Here is a 25798-nt window from a genome sequence, read left to right on the forward strand (position 1 = left end):
TGATGCAATGCCGGCATTCCTTGCCCTTGCGGAAACAGGCAGAAAAACGGATTCACTATGAAATAGATAGCGCCCTGCGCCCGTGCTATCTGCGCGAAGTGCGGTTTGAGGCCCAAATCCAGAGCCAGATGCCGGCGGCGATCATGGGAACGCACAGCCACTGGCCCATGCTCATGCCCAGCGCCAGGATGCCCAGGAAATCGTCAGGTTCGCGAAAAAACTCGGCGATGAAACGGAACACGCCGTAGCCGACCAGAAAGGCGCCCGAAACCTGGCCCATCTTGCGCGGCTTGCGCGCATACAGCCACAGCAGCACGAACAGCAGCAGGCCTTCCATCAGGAACTGGTACACCTGCGACGGGTGGCGCGGCAGCATCGAGCCGCTGTGCGCAAACACCATGCCCCACGGCAAATCAGGCGCGCTGAAACGGCCCCAGAGTTCGCCGTTGATGAAATTGCCCACGCGCCCGGCAGCCAGCCCGGTCGGCACGCACGGCGCGATGAAGTCCATCACCTGCAGCCAGGGCCGCTGGCGCGAGCGCGCAAACCACCACTGCGACACCAGCACGCCCAGCATGCCGCCATGAAAGCTCATGCCGCCCTGCCAGACGGCAAAAATCTCCAGCGGATGCGTCAGGTAGTAACCGGGCTTGTAGAACAGGCAATAGCCCAGCCGCCCGCCGATCACCACGCCCATCACGCCCAAAAACAAAATGTCCTCGATGTCCCGGCGCGACCAGGCGCCCGGGCCGGTGATGGACGCATAGGGTTCGTGGCGCAGGCGCAGGCTGGCCAGGAAAAAAAACAGGCCAAAGGCCGCCAGGTAAGTCAGGCCGTACCAGTGAATGGCCAGCGGGCCAAGCTGGAGGGCAACGGGATTGATTTCAGGGTGGATAAGCATGGGTTGCCATTGTGCATGCAAGCCCGGCCGTCACGGCGGCCGGTCCGGTTCAAGCTCCTGGCGACTTTATCGGCCCGGCCAGGCGGCCTGCCCGGCGACGACCGACAGGATTTTCTCGACCTCGCGAAATTCGGCGGGCTTGACCAGATGGTAGTCAAACCCCGCGTCTTTCGAGAACTGCCGGTCCGCCGCGCGTCCATACCCCGTCAGGGCGACCAGCACGACACTCTTGAGCGCAGGTTGCTGGCGAACCTGCTCGGCCACCTCGTAGCCGGTGAGTCCCGGCAAGCCGATGTCCAGCAGCATGACGTCGGGCCGCATGGCCAGGGCCATGGTCAGGGCGCTCGGGCCGTCGTAGGCAATTTCAACCACATGCCCGGACATCTTCAGCAGCATCGCCAGGCTTTGGACCGCGTCCACGTTGTCATCGACAGCCAGCACCCGGCAGCCATTGCCCGGTGGCTGGGCCGGTTTGACGGAAGGCGGCGGCACGGACGGCTGCGGCATGTCAGCCGGCATGACCGGCAGGCGCACGACGAATTCGCTGCCTTGCCCCAGGACGCTGCGCACATCCACGGTTCCGCCGTGCAATTCCAGCAGCCGCCGCACCAGGCACAGGCCGATGCCCAGACCGCCTTGCGATCGGTCAATCGAGCGCTCTGCCTGCGTGAACAAATCGAAGATGCGCGGCAACAGTTCAGGCGCGATGCCGATGCCGGTATCGCGCACCCGGACCACCGCCGCACCTGTCCCGGCGGCCTCCTCCTGCCCGGCGCTCAGCCAGATGCGCCCGCCCTTGTCGGTGTACTTGGCGGCGTTGGTGAGCAGGTTCACCAGCACCTGCTCCAGCCGGGTGGCGTCGGCATGCAGCCAGAGCGGCTCTGGCGGCAGCGACACCGCGAGTTCATGGCGGCGTTGCAGCATCAGCGGCCGGGTGGTTTCCAGCGCCCGTTCCACGACATCGCCCAGGCTGACCCGCTCCTGGCGAAGCCGGACACTGCCGCTGGTAATGCGGGAGATTTCCATCAGGTCATCCACCAGGTGCTTGAGTTGCCCGGTCTGGCGCTCGATGATGCTCAGGGCCTGCTGCTGCGGCGCTTCGTTCTTCTGGCGCTGCAGCAATTGCACGGCGCTGGCCAGGGGCGCGAGCGGGTTGCGCAATTCATGGCTGAGCATCGCCAGGAACTCATCCTTGCGCTGGTGCAGCTCGGCCAGGGCTTGCGCCTGCTCCTGCGTCTTTTGCTCCAGGCGGCTGCGCTCGGTGATGTCGTAAAAGCAGTTGATGGCGCCGGTGATTTCGCCCCAGCTGTTTCTGAGAGGAACAATATTGGCAATCACATGGATTCGCGAGCCATCGGGCCGCTCGATCAAGGCTTCCACGTCATGCGCCTGGAGCATTTCACCCTTCAGCACCGCAATCACCGGGTTTTGCTCGGGGGTGAGTAGCGTGCCGTCGAGGCAATACACCCTGGATGAGCCGCAGAACCGCTCGTCAATATCGTCCGGTGTCGGTTCGCGTCCCCATAGTTTCACGGCGCAGGGGTTGAATTCCTTGATCATTCCCGAGGTATCGCACGAATAGATGGCGACCGGCCCCCGGTCAAACAACAAGCGAAAACGCGCTTCGCTCTGGCGCAAGGCTTCGTCGGCCTTCATTCGCTGGGTGACATTGTCGAAAATGATGGCGACTTGCCGGTTTTCCGGTCCACCCAGCCGGGTCGCATGCACATCCCACCACTGGTCCAGCGCCTTGACTTCGTTGATAAAGCGCAGTGATTCGCCCGTCAGCGCGACCTTGCCGTAAATTTCAAACCAGTACGCTTCAAGATCAGGCATTATTTCGCGCACCCGTTTTCCCGTCACGTTGCGTATTCCCGTCTGCGTTTCAAAAGCAGGATTGACTTCCAGGAAACGGTAATCAACCGGCTTTTGCTGGCCATCGAAGATCATTTCGATGAGGCAAAAGCCTTCATCCATGGAGTTGAACAAATTGCGATAGCGTTCTTCGGTGTCGCGAGACGCGTTTTCGGCCAGCTTTCGTTCCGTGCAGTCATCGTGAACGATGACGATCCGCACCGGCCCGGGACTCTGGAAGCGGGTGACCCGCATGACGAACCAGCGCTGCTGCGTTGGCGAATGGCAGGCATATTCCATCTCAAACCGCGTTCGCCGTCCGGCAATGACATCCTTAATGGCCTCGGCATAAGCCGACGTATCACCACATTGGAAAGACTTATGTTCGCAATGTTCGCAATGCTGAAGATAGTTAACGCCGACACCGACGCTGGCATTCACACCTGCCGTTTGATTCTCAAGGGCGAACCGGCTCCATGCCTCGTTGATTTCCAGGATCGTTCCGAATTCATCCAGTACGGCGATGTGGCCCGACAAGGCATTGAGGGTTGAATGCAAAAACCGCTGCGATTCGCGCAAGGCATCTTCCGCCTGCTTGCGCTCGGTGATTTCCTGCACCACGCCATGCACCCCTGTGATCGTTCCATCCCCGGCCTGCACCGGGTGGTAACTCACCAGCCAGTGGCGCTGCTCGCCGGATCGGGGCAAGGTGGCCCCATGCACCTCGCGGTTCAGCTCCGGCCTGCCGGTTTCGAGAACCTGGCGCAGCAGGGGTTCAACGGCGTCGGCCAGGCCAGCCGTCAACAATTCGCGCAGCGTCCGGCCGATATGCCGCTCTGCAGAAAGGCCGTTGAGGTCGGCCATGGCCTGGTTGATCCGCACATAGCGCAGGTCGGTGTCGAGCATGAACAAGCCCACCGGGGCGGTGGCATACAAGGTAGCCAGTTCCGCAGCCTGCCGGGCCAGCTTCTCCTCGGCACTTTTACGCTCGGTGATGTCCTGGAAGTTGATGGCTACGCGCCTGTGCATGTCGTCTTCGACCCGAAAGGCGTAAAGCTCCAGCACACGCCCTTGGCTGCCGAATCGACGTTGAATCTTTATCGGCTGGCCGGTTCGGGTAACGGTGTCATAAATGGCAAGCCGTTCCTCGAATTCGTCCGGCAACACCTGCCTGAGGGTCTTTCCGACCACATCGCGCAAACTGGTTTGCGCAGCGAAAGCCGCATTGGCTTCAACGTAGCGAAAATCCAGCGTTTCGCCTTCGAGCTTCTCGATGATGCAAAAGCCTTCCTCGATGGATTCAAAGCACATGCGATAGTGCTCTTCACTCTCGCGCAGCTTACCCATGGCCAGACGCGCCTGGACCGCCTCGTCCATCAGGCCCTGCGCGACCTGGCCCTGCTCAAGCGCCGTATCGAGCAACATCGTCGCCTGGTAGGCCGCCGAGGCAAACCGGCCAAGGCTTGCCAGCTGGCGCAGATCCTCGGTGTCGAACTGCCGGCGCGCATCGTGGGCCACCGCCCAGATCGTGCCGACCGCTTTGCCTTTCACGTAAAAAGGAAGCAGCAGGCATTCTTCGGCCTGATGCGTTGCGTCCCGCAAATAGGCGTAGCGCCGTTCGAAGCGTTTGAACAGCAGCGGCGCGTTGTGGTCGAGCACGTCGCCACACGGGCTGAAATCGCGCGGCGTGCCGCCGCCGGCATAGCCCTGCCAGGCGCCGGCAATCGCAGGCCAGACGAAGCGCTTTTCGTCACTTGCCAGCAGGCTGATGCCCGCCGAGCCCACCTGGAAGACCTCCAGAATGGTGTCGGCCAGTGCCTGGAGAATGGTGCGCGGCGAGTCAGCCAGCGCCTGGACCAGCACCGCCAGCGCGCGGTTTTCAGTCTCGTAATCGGGCGGTCGAGCCGGACGCCGTGCCAGCTCCCCGGTACACAAAACCGCATCCAGCGGCACCAGGCCCGCGTGCAAAGCCTCTGTTTGCTGGCAGGGATCGGTCATGCCGCCGTCCCATCCAAAAGAGTTTTCATCATGGCCGAAAGCCTTTTTCCAAGCGGAAATTTGATCATCGAAAAACCGTACCCGGTGAATTATCAACCCCCCGCCGGACCAAAGCGCACGCCTTGCGCATGAGCGCCTTGCAAGCTCAAAAGCGTCAGGCGTGAAGCCGCATTTTTTGTCTAGCCCGGTGCAAACGCCATGAACCGCGACAGCGCAGGACTGGCAACGCAGGCGCTCCACACCAGGCTGGTCTCACAACCCGGAACGCCCTGCCCTTTAGCCACTGCGGGCTCCCGATAGACCACGCCCGGCCGTTGAAACTGCCGCACACTGTCGGGCACCCAGGCGACGCCGATGCCAGCGGACACCAGGTTGACGATGGTCTGCATCTGGATGGCCTCCTGCGCCACGCACGGCAGGTAGCCGGCAGCGTGGTACATCGCAAAAATGGCGTCGTACAGCGAAGGCAGGATGCGGCGCGGAAAAATCACCAGCGGCTGGTCGAGCAAGTCCTTCAGCGCGAGCGTGCCCTTGGTGGCCAGCGCGCTTTGCCCGGGCACGGCCACCACCAGCGACTCCCGGGCAATCAGCTGGCAGGCCAGGCCGGGCGGTGCAAATCCGGGCGAATGCAGCATGAAGCCGGCGTCGATTTCACCGCGCCCAATGGCTTCGAGCTGGACATCACCTGTCGCCTCGATCAGTTCGAGCTGCACCTTGGGATGCTGCTCCCGAAAGGCGCGAACCCAGCGCGGCAGCACATCAAACCCGGCCGTCGAGACAAAAGCCAGCCGCAAGCGCCCCGCTTCGCCGTCGGCGCTGGCGCGCGCAAAAACCGGCAAGGCGCTGGCGCGGGCCAGCAGGTCGCGCGCCTCGGGCACCAGGGCAGCGCCCGCCGCGGTCAGTTGCACGCTGCGCTTGGTGCGGTCAAACAGCCTGAGCCCCAGGGTCGCCTCCAGCTGGGCAATGGCCTGGGTCAGCGGCGGCTGGGTCATGTTCAGGCGCTGCGCGGCGCGGCTGAAATGAAGCTCTTCGGCCACGGCGACAAACTGCCGCCAGAGCCGAAGTTCAATCAAATGGGGTGTGCGCGCGTCTGTCGATGGCTGCTTTGTCATATGCAATAGATATTAATACAGCATGAATAATGGATTGGAAAGAATCACTCAAAGCGCGGATACTTGGCGCTTCGCATCAACCCAGCAACCCATCAAGGCAAGCCCATGGAAACCAAAGTCATCGCCATCAACCGCCGCTCGGCCAACATCACCGAGGGCAAGTCGCGCGCGCCCAACCGCTCCATGTACTACGCCATGGGCTACGAGGAAAGCGATTTCAAGAAACCCATGATCGGCGTGGCCAACGGCCACAGCACCATCACGCCGTGCAACAGCGGCCTGCAAAAGCTGGCGGACGCGGCGATTGACGCGATTGAGGAAGCCGGCGGCAATGCGCAGGTGTTCGGCACGCCGACGATTTCGGACGGCATGGCCATGGGCACCGAAGGCATGAAGTATTCGCTGGTCAGCCGCGAAGTCATTTCGGACTGCATCGAAACCTGCGTGCAGGGCCAGTGGATGGACGGCGTGCTGGTGGTCGGCGGCTGCGACAAGAACATGCCCGGCGGCCTGATGGGCATGCTGCGCGCCAACGTGCCGGCGATTTTTGTCTATGGCGGCACGATCTTGCCAGGCCATTACCAGGGCAAAGACCTGAACATCGTCAGCGTGTTCGAAGCCGTCGGTGAAAACGCCGCCGGCCGCATGAGCGACGAAGACCTGCTGCAGATTGAGCGTCGCGCCATTCCCGGCACCGGCAGCTGCGGCGGCATGTACACCGCCAACACCATGTCCAGCGCCTTCGAGGCCCTGGGCATTTCGCTGCCCTACTCCAGCACCATGGCCAATCCGCATGACGAAAAGCTGAACTCGGCGAAGGAATCGGCCCGGGTGCTGATCGAAGCGGTCAAGAAAGACATCAAGCCGCGCGACATCGTCACCAAGAAATCCATTGAAAACGCCGTGGCCGTCATCATGGCCACCGGCGGCTCGACCAATGCCGTGCTGCATTTCCTGGCCATCGCCCATGCGGCCGGCGTCGAATGGACGATTGACGACTTCGAGCGCGTGCGCCAGAAAACCCCGGTGCTGTGCAACCTGAAACCCTCGGGCCAGTACCTGGCGGTGGACCTGCACCAGGCCGGCGGCATTCCGCAGGTCATGAAAATGCTGCTGGTCGCCGGCCTGCTGCATGGCGACTGCATCACCATTTCGGGCCAGACCATTGCCGAAGTGCTTGCGGACGTGCCCGATGCGCCGCGCGCCGGCCAGGACGTGATCCGCCCCATCGACCAGCCGATGTATGCGCAGGGCCACCTGGCCATCCTCAAGGGCAACCTCTCGCCCGAAGGCTGCGTGGCCAAGATCACCGGCTTGAAGAACCCGGTCATGACCGGCCCGGCCCGGGTGTTTGAGGACGAGCAGTCCGGCCTGAAGGCGATTCTGGACGGCAAGATCGTGGCCGGTGACGTGATGGTGCTGCGCTACCTCGGCCCCAAGGGCGGTCCCGGCATGCCTGAAATGCTGGCCCCGACCGGCGCGCTGATTGGCGCCGGCCTGGGCGAGAGCGTCGGCCTGATCACCGACGGGCGCTTTTCCGGCGGCACCTGGGGCATGGTGGTCGGCCATGTGGCGCCGGAAGCGGCGGCCGGCGGCAATATCGCCTTCATCGAGGAAGGCGACTCGATCACGATTGACGCCAATCAGCTGCTGCTGCAACTGAACATCAGCGACGCCGAGCTTGAAAGCCGCAAGGTCGGCTGGACGGCCCCGGCCCCGCGTTACACCCGTGGCGTGCAGGCCAAGTTCGCCTTCAATGCCTCCAGCGCCAGCAAGGGCGCGGTGCTTGATGACTATTGATGGCTGATACCACCTGCTGAACTGACCTGAAAAAAGCCCGTGAGTTACAAACTTCACGGGCTTTTTACGTTGATGAATCCAGCCGGTTTTTGGGCAGCGGGCGCCGAATTCAGGGGCGCTTTTTGGGCAGCAAACCGATTGCAGCGCGTTGCTTGTCGAGGCGTTTTTGCTTGCGGTCATCCATCTTTTCGATCTCTTTTCGCTTGGTGTAGCCCGAGCCGTCAGCCCATGCCCACCAGGCGACAGCGGCCGCGAACGGCGACAAAACCAGCCACCAGTTCAAACTGGCCACGGGTTCGATTTCGAGATATTTCAGGACCAGGCCCAAAACGCCGATGATTAAAAAATACATGCTGAACTCCTGAAATTCCGGCAAGCCAATGGGGATTTTGGCAATGATTGAACGTCAACCCCCGCCCCTACAATCGCGTTAAATCACTGTAACCGAATCCATCACCATTTACGAATGAGGCAACATCATGAAACTGAAACGTACCCTTTTGACAATCGCGTCCCTGGCAGCAGGTTTTGCGGTCTGCGCTCCGGCCATGGCCGACCTGCAACTGGCGACCGCCAAGAACTGCATGGCCTGCCACGCCGTTGACAAAAAGCTGGTCGGGCCTGCCTACAAAGACGTTGCCGCCAAATACGCGGGTCAAAAAGACGCGGCCGCCAAGCTGGAGGCCAAGGTGCTCAAAGGCGGCTCGGGCGTCTGGGGTCCGGTTCCCATGCCGGCCAATGCGCAGGTCAACCCCGACGAAGCCAAAAAACTCGTCGCCTGGATCCTGGCGCAAAAGTAATGCCCTGATTGCCGCCGCCGGACAGATCCGGCCGCCTTGGCCGCAGAGCCAAAAAAAAGCCCGTCGATTGACGGGCTTTTTTAATGACTGGTGAATGGCCGGTGACCCGGCCCGCAACCCTTACAGGTTCTGCGCCAGTTGCTCCAGGATGGCCGGATTCTCAAGCGTCGAGGTGTCTTGCGTCACCGCTTCGCCCTTGGCCACGCCGCGCAGCAGACGGCGCATGATCTTGCCGCTGCGCGTCTTGGGCAGGTTGTCGCCAAAGCGGATGTCCTTGGGTTTGGCGATGGGGCCGATTTCCTTGCCCACCCAGTCGCGCAATTCCTTGGCAATCGCCTTGCCTTCGTCGCCGGTGGGGCGTGAACGCTTGAGCACCACGAAGGCCACGATGGCCTCGCCGGTCAGGTCGTCGGGACGGCCGACCACGGCGGCTTCGGCCACCATCGGGTGCGCCACCAGCGCCGACTCGATTTCCATCGTGCCCATGCGGTGGCCGGAGACGTTCAGCACGTCGTCGATGCGGCCGGTGATGCGGAAGTAGCCGTTGTCGATGTTGCGCACCGCGCCGTCGCCGGCGAGGTAAATCTTGCCGCCCATTTCCTCGGGGAAGTAGCTCTTCTTGAAACGCTCGGGGTCGTTCCAGATGGTGCGGATCATCGACGGCCAAGGGCGCTTGACGACCAGCATTCCGCCCGAACCGTTGGGCACGTCATTGCCGGTTTCATCGACGATGGCTGCCATGATGCCGGGCAGCGGCAGCGTGCAGCTGCCGGGAACCAGCGGCGTGGCGCCTGGCAGCGGCGTGATCATGTGGCCGCCGGTTTCGGTCTGCCAGAAGGTATCGACCACCGGGCAGCGCTCGCCGCCGATGTTCTTGTAGTACCACATCCAGGCTTCGGGGTTGATCGGCTCGCCGACCGAGCCGAGGATGCGCAGGCTGCTCAGGTCGGAGCGGTCCGGATGCACGGCGGCATCGGCATCGGCGGCCTTGATCAGCGAGCGGATGGCGGTCGGCGCGGTGTAGAAAATCGAGACCTTGTGCTTTTCGATCATCTGCCAGAAGCGGCCGGCGTTCGGGTAGGTCGGAATGCCTTCGAAGACCACCTGCGTTGCGCCGGCGGCCAGCGGGCCGTAGGTGATGTAGGTGTGGCCGGTGATCCAGCCGATGTCGGCGGTGCACCAGAACACATCGTTGGGCTGCAGGTCGAAGGTCCAGTCCATCGTCAGCTTGGCCCACAGCAGGTAGCCGCCAGTGCTGTGCTGCACGCCCTTGGGCTTGCCGGTGGAGCCGGAGGTGTAGAGCACGAACAGCGGATGCTCGGCGCCGACGAATTCGGGCTCGCACACCGGGTTGGCCTTGGCGGTGACTTCATGCATCAGGCTGTCGCGGCCTTCGACCATCTTGCAGGCGGTCGGGGTGCGCTGATAGACGATCACGTTCTTGATCGACTCGCAGCCGCCCATCGCGATGCCTTCATCGACGATGGCCTTGAGCGGCAGTTCCTTGCCGCCGCGCAACTGATAGTTGGCGGTGATGACGGCCACGGCGCCGGCGTCCTGGATGCGTTCCTGCAGGCTCTTGGCCGAGAAGCCGCCGAACACCACCGAATGCGTCGCGCCGATGCGGGCGCAGGCCTGCATGGCAACGATGCCTTCAATCGTCATCGGCATGTAGATGACGACGCGGTCGCCCTTTTGCACGCCCATTTCCTTCAGCGCGCTGGCGAACTGGCTGACCTTGGCGTGCAGTTCCTTGTAGGTGACGTTGGTGACCTTGCCGTCGTCGCTCTCGAAAATGATGGCGTTCTTGCTTTCCGTCGGCGTGCCCAGGTGGCGGTCCAGGCAGTTGTAGGAGGCATTGAGTTCGCCATCGGCAAACCACTTGTAGAACGGGGCGTCGGACTCGTCCAGCACCTGGGTGAAGGGCTTGTTCCAGCTCAGGTTTTCACGCGCCAGCCGCGCCCAGAAACCCTCGAAGTCATTCTCGGCTTCAGCGCACAGGGCGTTGTAGCCTTCCATGCCGGAGATGCGCGCGGCCTTCACGGTGGCTTCGCTGGGCGGGAACACGCGGTTTTCAACCAATGTGGACTGGATGGAATTGTCAGGGGTGCTCATTAGTGATGTCTCCTTGGGTCGTTGAATGCGTGGTACTTTGGTGCTTTGCACTTACAGGCCACTGACGGGATTGAACCTTAACCCATGTCACCCTGTCATTTTTCTGTACCACCTCTCCCCCTACAATTTGTCACTCTGCTTAACGATTGCCATCATTCATGTCCGCCCCCACCCCGCTGAAAACTTCCCCCTTGCGTCCCTTGCCGAAACTGATCTTTGCCAGCCGCTGGCTGCAGTTGCCGCTTTACCTCGGACTGATCGCGGCGCAGGCGGTGTATGTCGTGCATTTCCTGGTCGAACTGGCTCACCTGATCGAAGCGGCCTTCGGCAGCCAGACCGCGCTGCAGGCGCTGATCAGCAGCATCGGCTACAAGACCATCACGCCCATCGTCACGCTCAACGAGACGGTCATCATGCTGGTCGTGCTGGCGCTGATTGACGTGGTCATGATCTCCAACCTCCTGATCATGGTGATCGTGGGCGGCTATGAAACCTTTGTCAGTCGCATGGAACTCGAAGGCCACCCCGACCAGCCCGAGTGGCTCAGCCATGTGAATGCGTCGGTGCTGAAGGTCAAGCTGGCCACCGCCATCATCGGCATCAGCTCGATTCACCTGCTCAAGACCTTCATCAATGCCGACAACTACACCGACCGGGTGCTGATCGCGCAGACGGTGATCCACATCACCTTCCTGCTGTCGGCGATGGCGATTGCCTACACCGACAAGATCATGTCAGGCATCGCGGCGCAAAAACACTGACAAAAAGGCCTTTTGCGCAAGCAGGACGGGCGCTGGCAGCTATATAAACCATAGCAGTCAGCGCTTTTTTGTTCACACCATGTTCTGCGGCACCACCCAGGCATCGAACTGTTCGGCCGTGACATGGCCCGAGGCAATCGCCGCCTCGCGCAGGCTGCTGCCTTCCTTGTGCGCCTTCTTGGCGATGAAGGCCGCCTTGTCGTAGCCGATGTGCGGGTTCAGCGCCGTCACCAGCATCAATGAACGGCCGACCAGTTCGGCGATGCGCTCGCGGTTGGGTGCTATGCCGACGGCGCAGTGGTCATTGAAGCTCACCATGCCGTCGGCCAGCAGGCGCACGCTTTGCAAAAAATTCCAGGCAATCATCGGCCGGAACACATTGAGTTCGAAGTTACCCGACGCGCCGCCGAAATTGATCGCCACATCGTTGCCGAACACCTGCGCGGCCAGCATCGTCAGCGCCTCGCTTTGCGTCGGGTTGACCTTGCCCGGCATGATCGACGAACCCGGCTCGTTCTCGGGAATGCTCAACTCGCCGATGCCGCTGCGCGGACCGCTGGCCAGCCAGCGCACATCGTTGGCAATCTTCATCAAGCTGGCGGCCAGCGTCTTCAGCGCGCCGTGGGCGTGGACCAGCGCGTCGCACGAAGCCATGGCCTCGAACTTGTTCGGCGCCGTGACGAAGGGCAAGCCGGTCAGCCGCGCCAGTTCGGCCGCGACCTGTTCGGCATAGCCTTTCGGCGCATTCAGCCCGGTTCCCACGGCGGTGCCGCCCAGCGCCAGTTCATACAAGTGCGGCAGCGCGGCGCGCACATGCGCCTCGCCGTGCGCCAGTTGCGCCACGTAGCCCGAAAACTCCTGGCCCAGCGTCAGCGGCGTCGCGTCCTGCAGGTGGGTACGGCCGATTTTCACGATGCCGTCAAAGTCGCGCGATTTCTGCGCCAGCGTGGCGCGCAGTTTTTCAATCGCCGGCAGCAGCCTGTTCGTCATGCCATCGACCGCCGACACATGCATGGCGGTCGGAAACACATCGTTCGACGACTGGCTGCGGTTCACGTCGTCATTCGGATGGACAAGGCGCGCATCGCCGCGCTCGCCGCCCAGCAATTCGCTGGCGCGGTTCGCCAGTACTTCATTGACGTTCATGTTGGTCTGCGTGCCCGAGCCGGTCTGCCAGACCACCAGCGGGAATTCGTCCGGATGCCGGCCGGCAATGACTTCATCGGCCGCCGCCACGATGGCGCTGGTTTTTTGATCATCCTGCAGGCCCAGCGCATGGTTGACGAGCGCCGAGGAGCGCTTGATCTGCGCCAGCGCCCGGATCAGCTCGACCGGCTGGCGCTCGCCTGAAATATCGAAGTTCTGCAGCGAACGCTGGGTTTGCGCGCCCCAGAGCCGCTCAGCCGGTACTTCGATGGGGCCGAAAGTGTCGCGCTCAGTGCGCGTGGCGTGGGGTGTAATCATCGCGTTGGCCTGACCTGTCAAAATAGCGGGTGGTACTTTTCAGCATAGCCTTTAATAAAAGCAGCGCTCCGTCAAGGGGAGTTGCACCACCTCACCAAAAGCCATGACCACGATCAAACAAGCCGACCTCATCGAATCCGTTGCCGCTGCTTTGCAGTACATCAGCTACTACCACCCGGCCGACTACATCGCCCACCTGGCGCGCGCCTACGAGCGCGAGCAAAGCCCGGCCGCCAAGGACGCGATTGCGCAAATCCTGACCAACAGCAAGATGAGCGCGACCGGCCACCGTCCGATCTGCCAGGACACCGGCATCGTCAACGTGTTTTTGAAAGTCGGCATGGACGTTCGCTGGGAAGGCTTCACCGGCAGCCTCGACGACGCCATCAACGAAGGCGTTCGGCAAGGCTACAACCACCCCGACAACACGCTGCGCGCCAGCGTCGTGGCCGATCCGCAATTCGACCGCAAGAACACCAAGGACAACACGCCAGCGGTGATCTTCACCGAAATCGTTCCGGGCAACACGGTCGAAGTCACCGTCGCGGCCAAGGGCGGCGGCTCCGAAAACAAGAGCAAGATGGTCATGCTGAATCCCGGCGACTCGGTGGTCGATTGGGTCTTGAAAACCGTTCCCACGATGGGCGCAGGCTGGTGCCCGCCCGGCATGCTGGGCATCGGCATCGGCGGCACCGCTGAAAAAGCCGTGCTGATGGCCAAGGAAAGCCTGATGGACGACCTGGACATGTACGAACTGCAGGCCAAATCGGCTTCCGGCGAAGCGCTGACCAAGGTCGAGGCCCTGCGACTGGAACTGTTTGAAAAGGTCAACGCGCTGGGCATAGGCGCGCAGGGCCTGGGCGGCCTGACCACCGTGCTCGACATCAAGATCAAGATGTATCCAACGCACGCGGCCAGCAAGCCAGTCGCCATGATCCCGAACTGCGCCGCCACGCGCCACGCGCATTTCGTCATGGACGGCAGCGGCCCCGTCTATCTGACGCCGCCGTCGCTCGACACTTGGCCCGATGTGGACTGGAAGCCTGACTACGTTAAGAGCAAGAAGGTCGATCTGAACACGCTGACGAAGGAAGAAGTCGCCAGCTGGACCCCCGGCCAGACCTTGCTGCTCAACGGCAAGATGCTGACCGGCCGCGACGCCGCGCACAAGCGCATTGCTGACATGCTGGCCAAGGGTGAAAAGCTGCCGGTCGATTTCACCAACCGCGTGATTTACTACGTCGGCCCGGTCGATCCGGTCAAGGGCGAAGCGGTCGGCCCCGCCGGCCCGACCACGGCGACCCGCATGGACGGCTTCACCGAAATGATGCTGGCGCAGACCGGCCTGATCTCGATGGTCGGCAAGGCCGAGCGCGGCCCGGTGGCGATTGCGGCGATCAAGAAGCACCAGAGCGCTTATTTGATGGCTGTCGGCGGCGCCGCTTATTTGGTGTCCAAGGCCATCAAGCACGCCGAAGTCGTCGGGTTTGCCGACCTGGGCATGGAAGCGATCTATGAGTTCGACGTGGTCGATATGCCCGTGACCGTGGCGGTCGATTCGGGCGGCACCAGCGCCCACATCACCGGCCCGGCCCTGTGGCAGGAACGCATTGCCACCGGCGAATTCAAGAACATCGCCGTGACCAACGCCTGACGATTCGGCCAAGTGAGCTGCCGTTGATGGACCGCGCCATCGGCGTGTTCGACAGCGGCATCGGCGGCCTGAGCGTGTTGAAAGCACTGCGGGCCGCTATGCCGCACGAGCACTTTATCTACATCGCCGACAGCGGCCACGCGCCCTACGGCGAGCGCGATGTTGCGCATGTGCTGGCGCGCTCGCGCGCCATCGTGCAGTATTTGGTGAATCAAAACGTCAAGGCGCTGGTGATGGCCTGCAACACCGCCACGGCGGCGGCCATTCACCTGCTACGCACCGAGCACCCGGGGCTGGCGCTGATCGGCGTCGAGCCGGCGCTCAAGCCCGCCGCCGGGCGCACACAGACCGGGCGCATCGGCGTGATGGCGACCCGCAGCACGCTGGCCAGCGCCAAGTTCCAGGCGCTGCTCGCCGCCCAATCGGGCGGCCCGCAAAAAGTTGAATTCATCGTCCAGCCCTGCGACGGCCTGGCCCATGCCATCGAGGCCAGCGCAGACACTGGCGACGCTACCAGAACCATAGCACTCTGCGCACACTACATAAGCGCAATGGGCCGATTTGGCACTGAAACCGGGCAAATCGACACGCTGGTGCTCGGCTGCACGCACTATCCGTTCGCCAGCGAACACCTGCGCGCCCTGGTCGGCGCGCAAGTGCAGTTCATCGACAACGGCGAAGCGGTGGCGCGCCAGACGCTGAGGCTGCTGCCTGCGTCCGTGATGGCGGCAAACGCGCCGCCCGGCCGGGTCAGCCTGTTCACCACCGGCCAGCCGGACACGCTGCAGGCCGCTGCGCAGCGCTGGCTGGGGCTGTCGGCGCCGGTCAATTCACTATTGTTTTAATAGCTGCTTGCGCATGCCCAGCTTGCGCAATTGGCCTAAAAGATCACTTTTTTACCCTTCATGCGCCGCTGGTAGCCATAAAAGCCGCGCAGCTTACGGTTTTGGCGAAGGCGCAGCGTTCACCGCCTGCGCCACCGCGCCCGGCTCCTTCCAGCCGCCGCCCAGCACCTTGTACAGCGTGACCTGGCTTTGCAATTGCGCCAGCCGGGTCTGCACCACGGCCTGCTGCGCCGTGAACAGCGAACGCTGCGCATCTAACAGGTCGAGCTGGCTGGCAATGCCGTTCTGGTAGCGCAGGTCGGACAGCTTGAAGCGCACGCCTTCGGCATTGGCCTGCGCCTGCTGCGCGCGCAACTGCTCGCCCAGCGTGGCGCGGCCGGCCAGCGCATCGGCCACTTCGCGAAATGCCGTCTGTATCGATTTTTCGTACTGCGCCACGGCAATGTCGCGCCCGGCGTTGGCCGAGTCCAGTCCGGCGCGGTTGCGGCCCGCGTCAAAAATCGGCAGCAGCAACTGCGGCGCAAGCGTCCAGCCAAAGCTGCCGCTCTTGAACAAATCCCCCAAGTGCGAGCTGGCGCTGCCGGCGCTGGCGGTGAGCGAAATCTTCGGGAAGAACGCCGCCCGCGCCGCGCCAATGTTGGCATTCGACGCCAGCAGCAGTTGCTCGGCCTGGCGCACGTCGGGGCGGCGCGTCAGCAAATCGGACGGCAAGCCCGCCGGCACATCGACCATCATCGGCATGTCGGCCAGCCCCTTGCCGGCCGGCAGCGCCACGGCCAGCTCGCCGGTGGCCGGCTGGCCCAGCAGCAGCACCAGCGCGTTCTGGTCCAGCGCGCGCTGGCGAATCAGCTGCGCCAGCGAGACACGCGCCGCTTCAATCAGCGACTCGGCCTGGCGCACGTCCAGCTCCGAACTCACGCCATTGTCAAAGCGCAGCTTGCTCAGGCGAAACGAGTCCTCGCGCGTGGCCAGCGTCTGCCGGGTGATGGCAATCAGCTCCTCGTCGGCCAGCAGGCTGAGGTAGGTGTTGGCCACGGCCGCTACCAGGCTGATCTGCGTGGTCTTGCGTCCCTCCTCGGTGGCCAGGTACTGGGCCAGCGCGGCCTCCTTCAGGCTGGCGACGCGGCCGAAAAAGTCGAACTCGTAGGAAGTCATCGCCAGGCCGGCGGTGTACGTGCTGGTGATGCTGTCGCCACTGCTGGACGGCTGGCGCGAGCCGGTCGCGGCCGCGTTGACCGTCGGGTACTGGTCGGCGCGGCGAATCTGGAACTGCGCCCGGGCCTGCTCGATGTTGAGCACCGCGATGCGCAGGTCGCGGTTGTTGCGCAGCGAAGCGTCGATCAGCTGGCGCAGCCGGGGGTCACTGAAAAAGCTCTGCCACTCGATGTCTGCGGCGGCGATGCCCTGGTTCGCCGTCCCGGAGGTTCCGGACAAGGCAGCCGTGGCGCTCAGCGCGGGCCAGTCGGCCGCGACGGGCGCTGCCGGCCGCTCGTAGGTCGGAATCATCGAGCAGCCGGCCAGCAGCGCCGCAGCGGCGACGGCTGCAAGCTGGAAACGGGGGGAAAGTGGGGTCTTATTCATGAACTGCTGCTCCTTCTTGTCCGCCCACGCCTGCCGCCTTGGCATGCTCGGCGTAAATTTGCCGCTGCCGCTCGCTGCCCTTGAAGAAACCGCGCACCACGACAAAGAAAATCGGTACAAAAAACACCGCCAGCACCGTGCCGGTGATCATCCCGCCGATCACGCCGGTGCCGATGGCCCGCTGGCTGGCCGAACTCGCGCCCGTGGCAATCGCCAGCGGCAGCACGCCCAGCATGAAGGCAAACGAGGTCATGATGATGGGCCGAAACCGCAGGTGCGCGGCGGTCAGCGCCGACTCGATCACGCCCTTGCCCTGCGCCTGCAAGTCCTTGGCGAACTCGATGATCAGAATCGCGTTTTTCGCCGACAGGCCGATGATGGTGATCAGGCCGACCTGGAAATACACGTCGTTGGCATAGCTGCGCAGCAGCGTTGCCAGCAGCACGCCGACCACGCCCAGCGGCACGACCAAAATCACCGCCAGCGGAATCGACCAGCTTTCATACAGCGCGGCCAGGCACAAAAACACCGCCAGAATCGCAAAGCCGTACAGGATCATGGCTTGCGAGCCGGCCTGCTTTTCTTCGCGCGACTGGCCGGTCCACTCGTAGCCGAAACCCTGCGGCAGCTGGGCGGCGAGCTTTTCCATCTCGGCCATCGCCGCTCCGGTGCTGTAGCCGGGGGCGGCCGAGCCGCTGATGCGCATGGCGGAGTAGCCGTTGTAGCGCACGGTCTGCATCGCGCCCTTAATCCAGCGCGTGGTGGCAAAAGCCGACAGCGGCACGGACTCGCCTTTGGTGTTGCTGGCGTTGATTTTCATCAGGTCGTCGGGCTGCATGCGCGCTGGCGCATCGGCCTGCACCACAACGCGCTGCAGGCGGCCCTGGTTCGGGAAGTCGTTGACATAGCTCGAACCGAGCGACGTGGACAGCGCTGCATTGATGGCATCGAAGGTCACGCCCAGCGCATTGGCCTTGTCGCGGTCAATATCGATCTGCAGCTGCGGCGCGTCTTCGAGCCCGTCGGGCCGCACCTGCGTCAGCACCTTGCTCTTGCCCGCCATGCCCAGCAACTGGTTGCGCGCAGCCAAGAGCGCCTCGCTGCCCGCCCCGGCGCGGTCCTGCAGGCGGAAGGTAAAGCCGCTGGACGAGCCCAGTTCGGGAATGGGCGGCGGGCTCAGCGGAAACACAAACGCATCGCGGATGCCCGAGAAGGCGCCAAAGGCGCGTCCGGCCAGCGCGTCGGCCTGCTGGCCTTTTTCCTTGCGCTCGTCCCAGTCCTTGAGCGTGACGAAGGCCAGGCCGGCGTTCTGGCCCTGGCCCGAAAAGCTGAAGCCCAGCACGCCAACCATGCTCTGCACTTCGGGCTGCTTGAGCATGAAGCCCTCGACCTGCTCCATCACGGCGCGGGTGCGCTCGACCGTGGCGCCCGGTGGCAGTTGCACATTCACCAGCAGATTGCCCTGGTCTTCGGCCGGCAAAAAGGACGTCGGCAGGCGCGTATAGACCAGCGCCACCACGCCAATGATGGCCGCATAAATCACCAGATAGCGCCCGGCGCGCTTGAGCAGGCGCGCCACCAGGCCTTCGTAACCCTTGGCGGTGCGCGAAAAGCCCCGGTTGAACCAGCCGAAAAAGCCGGTTTTTTCATGGTGGTGGCCGGCTTCGACGGGCTTGAGCAGCGTGGCGCACAGCGCCGGCGTCAGCGACAACGCCAGAAACGCCGAAAAGCCAATCGACGCGACCATGACGGCGGAGAACTGGCGGTAGATGTTGCCCACCGAGCCGGCAAAGAAGGCCAGCGGCACGAACACCGAGATCAAGACCACGGTCACGCCGATGATGGCGCCCGAAATCTGGCCCATCGCCTTGCGCGTGGCTTCGAGCGGCGCCAGGCCTTCCTCGCTCATGATGCGCTCGACGTTCTCGACCACCACGATGGCATCATCGACCACGATGCCGATCACCAGCACCATGCCGAACATGGTCAGCACGTTGATCGAAAAACCCAGCGCCAGCAGCGTGGCAAACGTGCCCAGCAGCGCAATCGGCACGACGATGGTCGGGATGACGGTGTAGCGCCAGTTCTGCAGGAACAAGAACATCACCAGGAACACCAGCACCACCGCTTCAACCAGCGTTTCGGCCACCTGCTTGATGGAGATGCTGACAAAGCGCGAGCTGTCATAGGGAATCGAATAGCTCACGCCCTGGGGGAAATAAGGCTTGAGCTGCTCCATCTTGGCGCGCACGGCCTTGGCCGCGCCCAGCGCATTCCCGCTCGGGGCCAGTTGCAGGCCGATGCCGGTGGCCGGCTTGCCGTTCAGGCGCGCCGAAGTCGCATAAGTCTGCGCGCCCAGTTCGATGCGCGCCACGTCCTTCAGGCGCACGGTCGATCCGTCGGTCGCGGCCCGCAGCACGATGTTGCCGAACTGCTCGACGCTGGAGAGCTGGCCGTTGACCACCACCGTGGCGGCGATGCCCTGCCCGGCCACATTGGGCAAATCGCCAATCGTGCCGGAGGCAATTTGCGCGTTCTGCGCAGCGATGGCCCTGGTCACATCCAGCGACGAGAGCGCAAAACCGGTCAGCTTGGCCGGATCAATCCAGATCCGCATGGCACGCTCGGTGCCGAACAGCTGGGCCTGGCCGATGCCGGGCAGGCGCTGGAGTTCGGGGATCACGTTGCGCGAGGCATAGTCGCCCAGCGCAATCGGGTCAATCGCCGGGTTGTCGGACGACAGCATGGTGAACAGCAGGAAGTTCGAGCGCGACTTGTCCACCCGCACGCCCTGCTGCGTCACGGCCTGCGGCAGGCGCGGCGAGGCGCGCGACAGACGGTTTTGCACATCGACCTGGGCCAGGTCGGGGTTGGTGCCGGTCTCGAAGGTCAGCGTCAGGGTGCCCGAGCCGTTGGCCTGGGCGACCGACTCCATGTAGATCAGGCCGGGTGAGCCGTTCATCTCGCGCTCGATCACGCTGAGCACGCTGTCTTCGAGCGTCCGGGCCGAAGCGCCGGGATAGCTGGCAGTCACCACGATGGACGGCGGAGCGACCGGCGGATATTGGGAAATCGGCAGCTGCGTGATGGCGACACTGCCCATCACCAGGATGAACAGGGCAATCACCCAGGCAAAAATCGGTCGTTCGATAAAAAACTTGGCCATGCGGTGCGCTCCTTACTTCGCTGCGGACGAGGCTGCGGCAGAAGCGGCCGGCGCCGTGCCCGTGGCCGCCGGCGCAGAAGCGCCTGCTGCGGGCGCCGACGCCGCGCCTGCGGGTTGCCATGGCACGGGCTTGACCGGCGTGCCGGGCGGCATCATCTGCAGCTTCTGGAAGCCATCGACCATGACCTGCTCGCCGGCCTTGAGCCCTTCAAGCACCACCCACTGCGCACCCTTGGACGAGCCGACCTTGATGGTGCGCGACGTGACCTTGCCATCGCTGCCCACGACCATGACGGTGTCGCCCTGCGCGGTTCGCGTGACCGCCTGCTGCGGCAAGGTGATGGCGTTGGTGGCCTGGGCCTGTTCGAGCCGCACCCGCACATAGAGGCCGGGCAACAGCTGTCCGCCTGCGTTTGGAACTTCGGCCCGCAAGGTGATCTGTCCGGTGGTGGCATCGACCGTCAGGTCCGAGAACAGCAGGCGGCCCGGCTGCGCGTATTCGGTGCCGTCTTCAAGCACGATGCGCACGCTGGCCGCGTCCGAGCCGCTGGCCCGCTTGAACTGGCCGCTGGCCATGGCAGCGCGCAGTTTCATCACGTCCGACGCTGACTGCGTGAAATTCACATACATCGGGTTGATCTGCTGGATGACCGCCAGCTGGGTGGCGTCGCCCTGCCCCACCAGCGCGCCTTCCGTGACCAGCGAGCGGCCGATGCGGCCCGAGATCGGCGCCGTCACCGACGCATAGCCCAGCGTGATGCTGGCGGTCTGCACATTGGCCTTGCCCACGGCGACATCGGCGGCGGCCTGCTTTTGCGCAGCCACCGCGTTGGCGTATTCCTGCTTGCTGATGGCATTGGCTTCGACCAGCGGCTTGTAGCGCTCGGCCAGCGCGGTGGCCTGCGCCAGGTTGGCTTCGGCGCGCGCCTGGCCGGCCCTGGCGCTGGCGGCGGCGGCGGCATACGGCGCTGAATCAATCGTGAACAGCGCCTGGCCTTCCTTGACATCGCTGCCTTCGCGGAACAGGCGCTTTTGCAAAATGCCGGCGGCACGCGCCCTGACCTGCGCGATGCGCGAAGCCTCCAGACGGCCGGGCAACTCGGTGACCAGGCCCACGTCGCCGGGCGTGACCGTCACGACCCCGACCTGGGGCGGGGGCGGCGCAGCACCCGCGCCGGGAGCCGCTGGCGCATCACCCTTGCCGCATCCAGCCAGGAACAATGAAAGGATCGCAGCCAGCACCAGCGGCTGATGGCGTGCAAATCTGGCGGGCAAAAAAGAAGGGGCAACGCAGGGCTTAGGCATATCTGTACCTCGGATTTTTTGGAGAAAAGGCGGAAAAACCAGGAGGGTGTCGGCAATTCACGCAAGCGCATCCGCCGAAAACCAACCCCCGAAGATAAGGGTTTTCACGAGTGATATAGTTTACATACATTTGTGAATGTATAAAAGCATTCCATGAAATCGTTTTCAGGAGACACCGAAGTGGCCCGTCGAACCAAAGAAGAAGCGTTGGTTACCCGCAACAAACTGCTGGATGCAGCCGAGTGCCTGTTTCAGTCGCAAGGGGTTTCGCGCACCACGCTGCAGGACATTGCCCTGCGGGCAGGCGCGACACGCGGCGCCGTCTATTGGCATTTCAAGGACAAGGCGGACCTGTTCAACGCCATGATGGAGCGCGTCACGCTGCCGCTGGAGGCTTATTTCAACCATGAAGCCGCCCCGGCGGAAACCAGCAGCGATGCCTATCCGCTTGAACGCATGCGCAACGCCATCCTCAAGGCCTTGAACCAGATCGTGAATGACCCGCAGACTCGCCGCGTCCTGGAAGTCGCGACGCAAAAGGTGGAATACATTGAAGAACTCAAAACCATCCGCCTTCGTCACCTGGCGGTGCGCAATGGTTTTTTGTGCAGGGTTCAGCAAGGCCTGGATGCGGCATCCCGGCATGAAAACCTGAAGCTGCCCCTGTCAAGCGCACTGGCCGCGCAGGGTTTGCACGCATTGATTGACGGCCTGATCCAGAACTGGCTGCTCGACCCGCAAGCCTTTGACCTGCTGGAAGCGGGTCAAAGCACGATGGACATTTACTTTACCGGCCTGGGGTTTGGCAGCGAGCCGCAAAGCCTTGCACCGGCAGCAGGGAAAAAGTAAAAGCCAAACAAAAACGCCCCTGATTTTCATCAGGGGCGCAGTGTTGGCGGAAACGGAGGGATTCGAACCCTCGATGAGGCTCTACACCCCATACTCCCTTAGCAGGGGAGCACCTTCGGCCACTCGGTCACGTTTCCAATTCAAAGATTATCGCACGACTTCAGGGCTGTTTCAGGCAACAGGCTGGTCAAGGTCAAAAGCCTTGTGCAAGGCGCGCACGGCCAGTTCCATGTATTTCTCGTCAATGACCACCGAGGTCTTGATTTCGCTGGTCGAGATCATCTGGATGTTGATGCCCTCTTCGGCCAGCACGCGGAACATCTTGCTGGCAATGCCTACATGGCTGCGCATGCCGATGCCGACGATGCTGACCTTGCAGATGCGGGCGTCGCCGGTCACTTCCTGCGCGCCGAGCGCGGGAACGACCTTGGACTTGAGCAGATCCAGGGTCTTGGCAAAGTCGTTGCGGTGCACGGTAAAGCTGAAGTCGGTCTTGCCGTCCTTGCTGATGTTCTGGATGATCACATCGACTTCGATGTTGGCATCGGCCACTGCGCCCAGGATCTGGTAGGCAATGCCTGGGGTGTCGGGCACGCCGAGCACGGAAATCTTGGCTTCGTCGCGGTTGAACGCGATGCCCGATACGATGGCTTTTTCCATTTTTTCGTCTTCCTCAAAACTGATCAAAGTGCCTGATCTGGCTTCTTCGTTGATGTCGATATTCCAGTCGGTAAAGCTGGACAGCACGCGCAGCGGCACCTTGTACTTGCCGGCGAACTCGACCGAGCGAATCTGCAGCACCTTGGAGCCCATCGAGGCCATCTCCAGCATTTCCTCGAAGCTCACGGTCTGCAGGCGGCGCGCCTCGGGCACGACGCGCGGGTCGGTGGTGTACACGCCATCGACATCGGTGTAGATCAGGCATTCATGCGCCTTGAGCGCGGCGGCAATCGCCACGGCCGAGGTGTCGGAGCCGCCACGGCCCAGCGTGGTGACGTTGCCGCCCTCGTCCATGCCCTGAAAGCCGGTGATGATCACGACTTTGCCGGCATCCAGGTCGGCGCGCACTTTTTCGTCGTCAATCGACTCGATGCGGGCCTTGGTGTAGGCGCTGTTGGTCTTGATGGTGACCTGCCAGCCGGCGTAGCTGACAGCGGGCATGCCTTCAGCCTGCAGCGCAATGGCCAGCAACGCGCTGGAGGCCTGCTCGCCGGTGGCGGCCAGCGCATCGAGTTCGCGGCTGTAGGTATCGTCGGACTGGGCGGGCGCCAGTTCCTTGGCCAGGCCCAGCAGGCGGTTGGTCTCGCCACTCATGGCGCTGGGAACCACCACCATCTGGTGGCCGGCGCGCGCCCACTTGGCGACGCGTTTGGCGACATTGCGGATGCGCTCGGTCGAGCCCATCGAAGTACCGCCGTATTTATGAACGATCAAAGCCATTGCAGGATGTCAATCAGGAGTTGGTGGTGAACTTGTTTTTTTGCCGGCACTTGCCCAAGGGAAAATGCCAGAAAACCGCTTGCGCAGAGCCTGACTCCCGGCTGTGCAGCAAAGCCTTAAATTATAACCAGCACAACTTCCGGCTCAGCAGGCACGGGCTGCGGCGTCGCTGTAGCACAAGCTGCCGCCTAGCCGCGTCACATGCCCCGACGCCACCTTGAGGTGAATCCGGTGGCCGCGCGTGGTGCAGGCGGCCACCTGATGCAGCAACTGCTCCAGCTGCGCCGCGCTCGGCGTGGCGTATTGAAGCAGTAACCAGTGGCGCAGCACGTTGGCCTGGCGCGGCGGCGACAAGGCTTGCAAGGCCTTGATGGCGGGCGGATTCCCGACCACGGCCAGATCCTGCGCGGCGACTTCCACCAGCACCGCCTGGGCCTGCGCGGCGTGGCGGGCGCTGCGGGCAAAGGTGGCGTGAAACTGCGGAAACGCCTGCGCCAGCGCGGGCAGCAAACGCGCCCGGATGCGGTTGCGGGTATAGCGCTCGTCGGTATTCGTCGGGTCGTCCACAAACTCAATGGGCTGCTCCACCAGCCATTCGCGCAAAACCGCTGAAGGAATGTGCAGCAGCGGCCGGTAAAACACCATGCCGCCACGCCCGAAACTGGCCGGCATGGCCGACAGGCCGGGCAAACCGGCGCCCCGGCTCAGCGCCAGCAGCATGGTTTCGACCTGGTCATCGGCATGCTGGCCGAGCAGCACACCCTGCATGCCCCGGGCTGTCGCCGCCGTGGCCAGCGCGGCATAGCGCGCGCGCCGTGCTGCGTCTTCGGGGCTTTCGCCAGAAGCATGTCGGGCATCGACCTGAACAATGTGCAGAGGCAAGCCGGCCTTGGCGCACACTGATTCGCAGACACGAACGAAGTCATCGGCAGCGGCCTGGAGCCCATGGTGGATGTGAAAGGCCTGGACCTGCCCGGGCCAGCGCTCGGCGGCGGCCAGCAGCAAGGCGGTCGAATCAGCGCCGCCGCTGTAGGCCACGCCCAGGGGCAGGGATGATGAAGAGGGAAAAGCCGAAAAAAGCGAATCAATGCCCGCCAGCGCCGGATTCAATGAAGCAACCGGAGCAGCCAAGCCCGGCGGCTCGGGGCGAAGCGGGTTATTTGCCGGCGTCAGCTTTGGTGTCGGTGAAACGGCCATAGCTTTGCAGCCGGTCATAGCGACGGTTGAGCAGTTCCTTGACCGGCAGGTCGCTGACCTGGCGGAACGCGTCGTTGAGCGCGCGCTTCAGGAAGGCCGACATCTGCTTGGGGTCGCGGTGGGCGCCGCCGACCGGCTCGTTGACGATCTTGTCGATGACGCCCAGCGCCTTGAGCCGGTGCGCGGTGATGCCCAGCGCTTCGGCGGCTTCCTGCGCCTTGTCGGACGTTTTCCAGAGAATCGAGGCGCAGCCCTCGGGGCTGATGACGGCGTAAATCGAATACTGCAGCATCACCAGCTGGTCGCCGACCGAAATCGCCAGCGCGCCGCCGGAGCCGCCTTCGCCGATGATGGTGGTGATGATGGGCACTTCGAGCTGCGCCATTTCAAAGATGTTGCGGCCGATGGCTTCGGACTGGCCGCGCTCCTCGGCGTCAATGCCCGGGTAGGCGCCGGGCGTATCGACGAACGTGAACACCGGCAGCTTGAACTTTTCGGCTGTCTTCATCAGGCGCAGCGCCTTGCGGTAGCCCTCGGGCTTGGTCATGCCGAAATTGCGCAGGCCGCGTTCCCGGGTGTCGCGCCCTTTCTGGTGGCCCAGCACCATGCAGGCATTGCCGTTGAAGCGGGCCAGGCCGCCGACGATGCTCAGGTCGTCGGCAAAATGCCGGTCGCCGTGCAGTTCGACAAAATCGGTGAAGATGCCCTGGATGTAGTCCAGCGTGTAGGGGCGCTCGGTGTGCCGGGCGATCTTGGTGATCTGCCAGGGCGTCAGGGTGCTGTAGATGTCCTTGGTGAGCTGCTGGCTTTTCTTGGCCAGCTGCTCTATTTCCTCTGAAATATCGACCGCTGATTCGGTTTGCACGTAACGCAATTCTTCAATTTTTCCTTCAAGCTCCGCAATCGGCTGCTCGAAATCGAGAAATGTCTTTTTGGCCATGTGTGATCCTCGGGCT

At 63.2% G+C, this 25798-nt stretch carries 18 protein-coding genes and 1 tRNA gene; 6 read left to right on the forward strand and 13 right to left on the reverse strand.

All coding sequences use genetic code 11. From position 1 onward, the window contains the following. Nucleotides 1-85: 85 nt before the first annotated feature. From lgt to PNAP_RS14360, 3 genes are all read right to left on the reverse strand, one after another. A complete protein-coding gene (gene lgt / locus PNAP_RS14350) occupies nt 86-901 on the reverse strand; it encodes a prolipoprotein diacylglyceryl transferase (protein WP_011802249.1) in 816 nt (271 codons plus the stop codon). A 66-nt stretch (nt 902-967) separates the two neighbouring features. Then, a complete protein-coding gene (locus PNAP_RS25040; RefSeq protein WP_011802250.1) occupies nt 968-4753 on the reverse strand; it encodes a PAS domain-containing protein in 3786 nt (1261 codons plus the stop codon). 179 nt (nt 4754-4932) lie between these two features. Beyond that, the gene (locus tag PNAP_RS14360) at nt 4933-5865 is read right to left on the reverse strand and encodes a LysR family transcriptional regulator (protein ID WP_011802251.1); all 933 of its coding nucleotides are present in this window, start codon (nt 5863-5865) and stop codon (nt 4933-4935) included. 105 nt (nt 5866-5970) lie between these two features. Between PNAP_RS14360 and ilvD the strand changes: the two genes are divergently transcribed. Next, nucleotides 5971-7665: a dihydroxy-acid dehydratase gene (gene ilvD, locus PNAP_RS14365; RefSeq protein WP_011802252.1), complete on the forward strand. Its 1695-nt coding sequence runs from the start codon at nt 5971-5973 to the stop codon at nt 7663-7665. Between the two features lie 109 nt (nt 7666-7774). On the opposite strand, the gene PNAP_RS14370 is transcribed toward ilvD, so the two are convergent. Further along, nucleotides 7775-8017, reverse strand: a complete 243-nt coding sequence (locus PNAP_RS14370; RefSeq protein ID WP_041377298.1) for a TIGR04438 family Trp-rich protein — start codon at nt 8015-8017, stop codon at nt 7775-7777. A gap of 127 nt (nt 8018-8144) precedes the next feature. Here PNAP_RS14370 and PNAP_RS14375 point away from each other — a divergent pair, with 127 nt between their 5' ends. Beyond that, the gene (locus tag PNAP_RS14375) at nt 8145-8465 is read left to right on the forward strand and encodes a c-type cytochrome (RefSeq protein ID WP_011802254.1); all 321 of its coding nucleotides are present in this window, start codon (nt 8145-8147) and stop codon (nt 8463-8465) included. A 120-nt stretch (nt 8466-8585) separates the two neighbouring features. On the opposite strand, the gene acs is transcribed toward PNAP_RS14375, so the two are convergent. Continuing rightward, nucleotides 8586-10580, reverse strand: a complete 1995-nt coding sequence (gene acs / locus PNAP_RS14380; protein ID WP_011802255.1) for an acetate--CoA ligase — start codon at nt 10578-10580, stop codon at nt 8586-8588. Between the two features lie 158 nt (nt 10581-10738). On the opposite strand from acs, the gene PNAP_RS14385 reads away from it, so the two are divergent. Then, a complete protein-coding gene (locus PNAP_RS14385; RefSeq protein WP_011802256.1) occupies nt 10739-11341 on the forward strand; it encodes a YqhA family protein in 603 nt (200 codons plus the stop codon). Between the two features lie 72 nt (nt 11342-11413). Here the strand turns inward: PNAP_RS14385 and fumC are convergent, their stop codons facing one another. Continuing rightward, nucleotides 11414-12805: a class II fumarate hydratase gene (fumC, locus tag PNAP_RS14390; RefSeq protein WP_011802257.1), complete on the reverse strand. Its 1392-nt coding sequence runs from the start codon at nt 12803-12805 to the stop codon at nt 11414-11416. A 103-nt stretch (nt 12806-12908) separates the two neighbouring features. Here fumC and PNAP_RS14395 point away from each other — a divergent pair, with 103 nt between their 5' ends. Together PNAP_RS14395 and murI are read left to right on the forward strand one after the other, a co-directional pair. Then, nucleotides 12909-14459, forward strand: a complete 1551-nt coding sequence (locus PNAP_RS14395) for a fumarate hydratase (protein ID WP_011802258.1) — start codon at nt 12909-12911, stop codon at nt 14457-14459. A gap of 26 nt (nt 14460-14485) precedes the next feature. Beyond that, entirely contained in the window at nt 14486-15304 is an 819-nt protein-coding gene (gene murI / locus PNAP_RS14400; RefSeq protein WP_011802259.1) for a glutamate racemase, read from the forward strand. A gap of 93 nt (nt 15305-15397) precedes the next feature. Here the strand turns inward: murI and PNAP_RS14405 are convergent, their stop codons facing one another. From PNAP_RS14405 to PNAP_RS14415, 3 genes are read right to left on the reverse strand one after another with little or no spacing between them, the layout of a single operon-like run. After that, nucleotides 15398-16885: an efflux transporter outer membrane subunit gene (locus PNAP_RS14405; protein WP_011802260.1), complete on the reverse strand. Its 1488-nt coding sequence runs from the start codon at nt 16883-16885 to the stop codon at nt 15398-15400. Beyond that, nucleotides 16878-20051: an efflux RND transporter permease subunit gene (locus tag PNAP_RS14410; protein ID WP_011802261.1), complete on the reverse strand. Its 3174-nt coding sequence runs from the start codon at nt 20049-20051 to the stop codon at nt 16878-16880. Before PNAP_RS14410 ends, PNAP_RS14405 begins: the two co-directional genes overlap by 8 nt. Before the next feature lie 12 nt (nt 20052-20063). Continuing rightward, nucleotides 20064-21356 carry an efflux RND transporter periplasmic adaptor subunit gene (locus tag PNAP_RS14415; RefSeq protein WP_011802262.1) on the reverse strand — a complete coding sequence of 431 codons (1293 nt, stop codon included), beginning with the start codon at nt 21354-21356 and terminating at the stop codon, nt 20064-20066. A gap of 180 nt (nt 21357-21536) precedes the next feature. Here PNAP_RS14415 and PNAP_RS14420 point away from each other — a divergent pair, with 180 nt between their 5' ends. After that, a complete protein-coding gene (locus PNAP_RS14420; protein WP_198140644.1) occupies nt 21537-22205 on the forward strand; it encodes a TetR family transcriptional regulator in 669 nt (222 codons plus the stop codon). A 44-nt stretch (nt 22206-22249) separates the two neighbouring features. Here the strand turns inward: PNAP_RS14420 and PNAP_RS14425 are convergent. From PNAP_RS14425 to PNAP_RS14440, 4 genes are all read right to left on the reverse strand, one after another. Next, a tRNA-Ser gene (locus PNAP_RS14425) sits at nt 22250-22342 on the reverse strand. Nucleotides 22343-22376: 34 nt separating this feature from the next. Beyond that, nucleotides 22377-23645: an aspartate kinase gene (locus tag PNAP_RS14430; RefSeq protein ID WP_011802264.1), complete on the reverse strand. Its 1269-nt coding sequence runs from the start codon at nt 23643-23645 to the stop codon at nt 22377-22379. A 144-nt stretch (nt 23646-23789) separates the two neighbouring features. Then, complete coding sequence (gene tilS, locus PNAP_RS14435) at nt 23790-24776, reverse strand: tRNA lysidine(34) synthetase TilS (RefSeq protein WP_011802265.1); 987 nt, start codon at nt 24774-24776, stop codon at nt 23790-23792. Nucleotides 24777-24801: 25 nt separating this feature from the next. Continuing rightward, complete coding sequence (locus PNAP_RS14440) at nt 24802-25782, reverse strand: acetyl-CoA carboxylase carboxyltransferase subunit alpha (protein ID WP_011802266.1); 981 nt, start codon at nt 25780-25782, stop codon at nt 24802-24804. Nucleotides 25783-25798: the final 16 nt, after the last annotated feature.

This window comes from Polaromonas naphthalenivorans CJ2, from assembly GCF_000015505.1.
Taxonomy (GTDB): domain Bacteria; phylum Pseudomonadota; class Gammaproteobacteria; order Burkholderiales; family Burkholderiaceae_C; genus Polaromonas; species Polaromonas naphthalenivorans.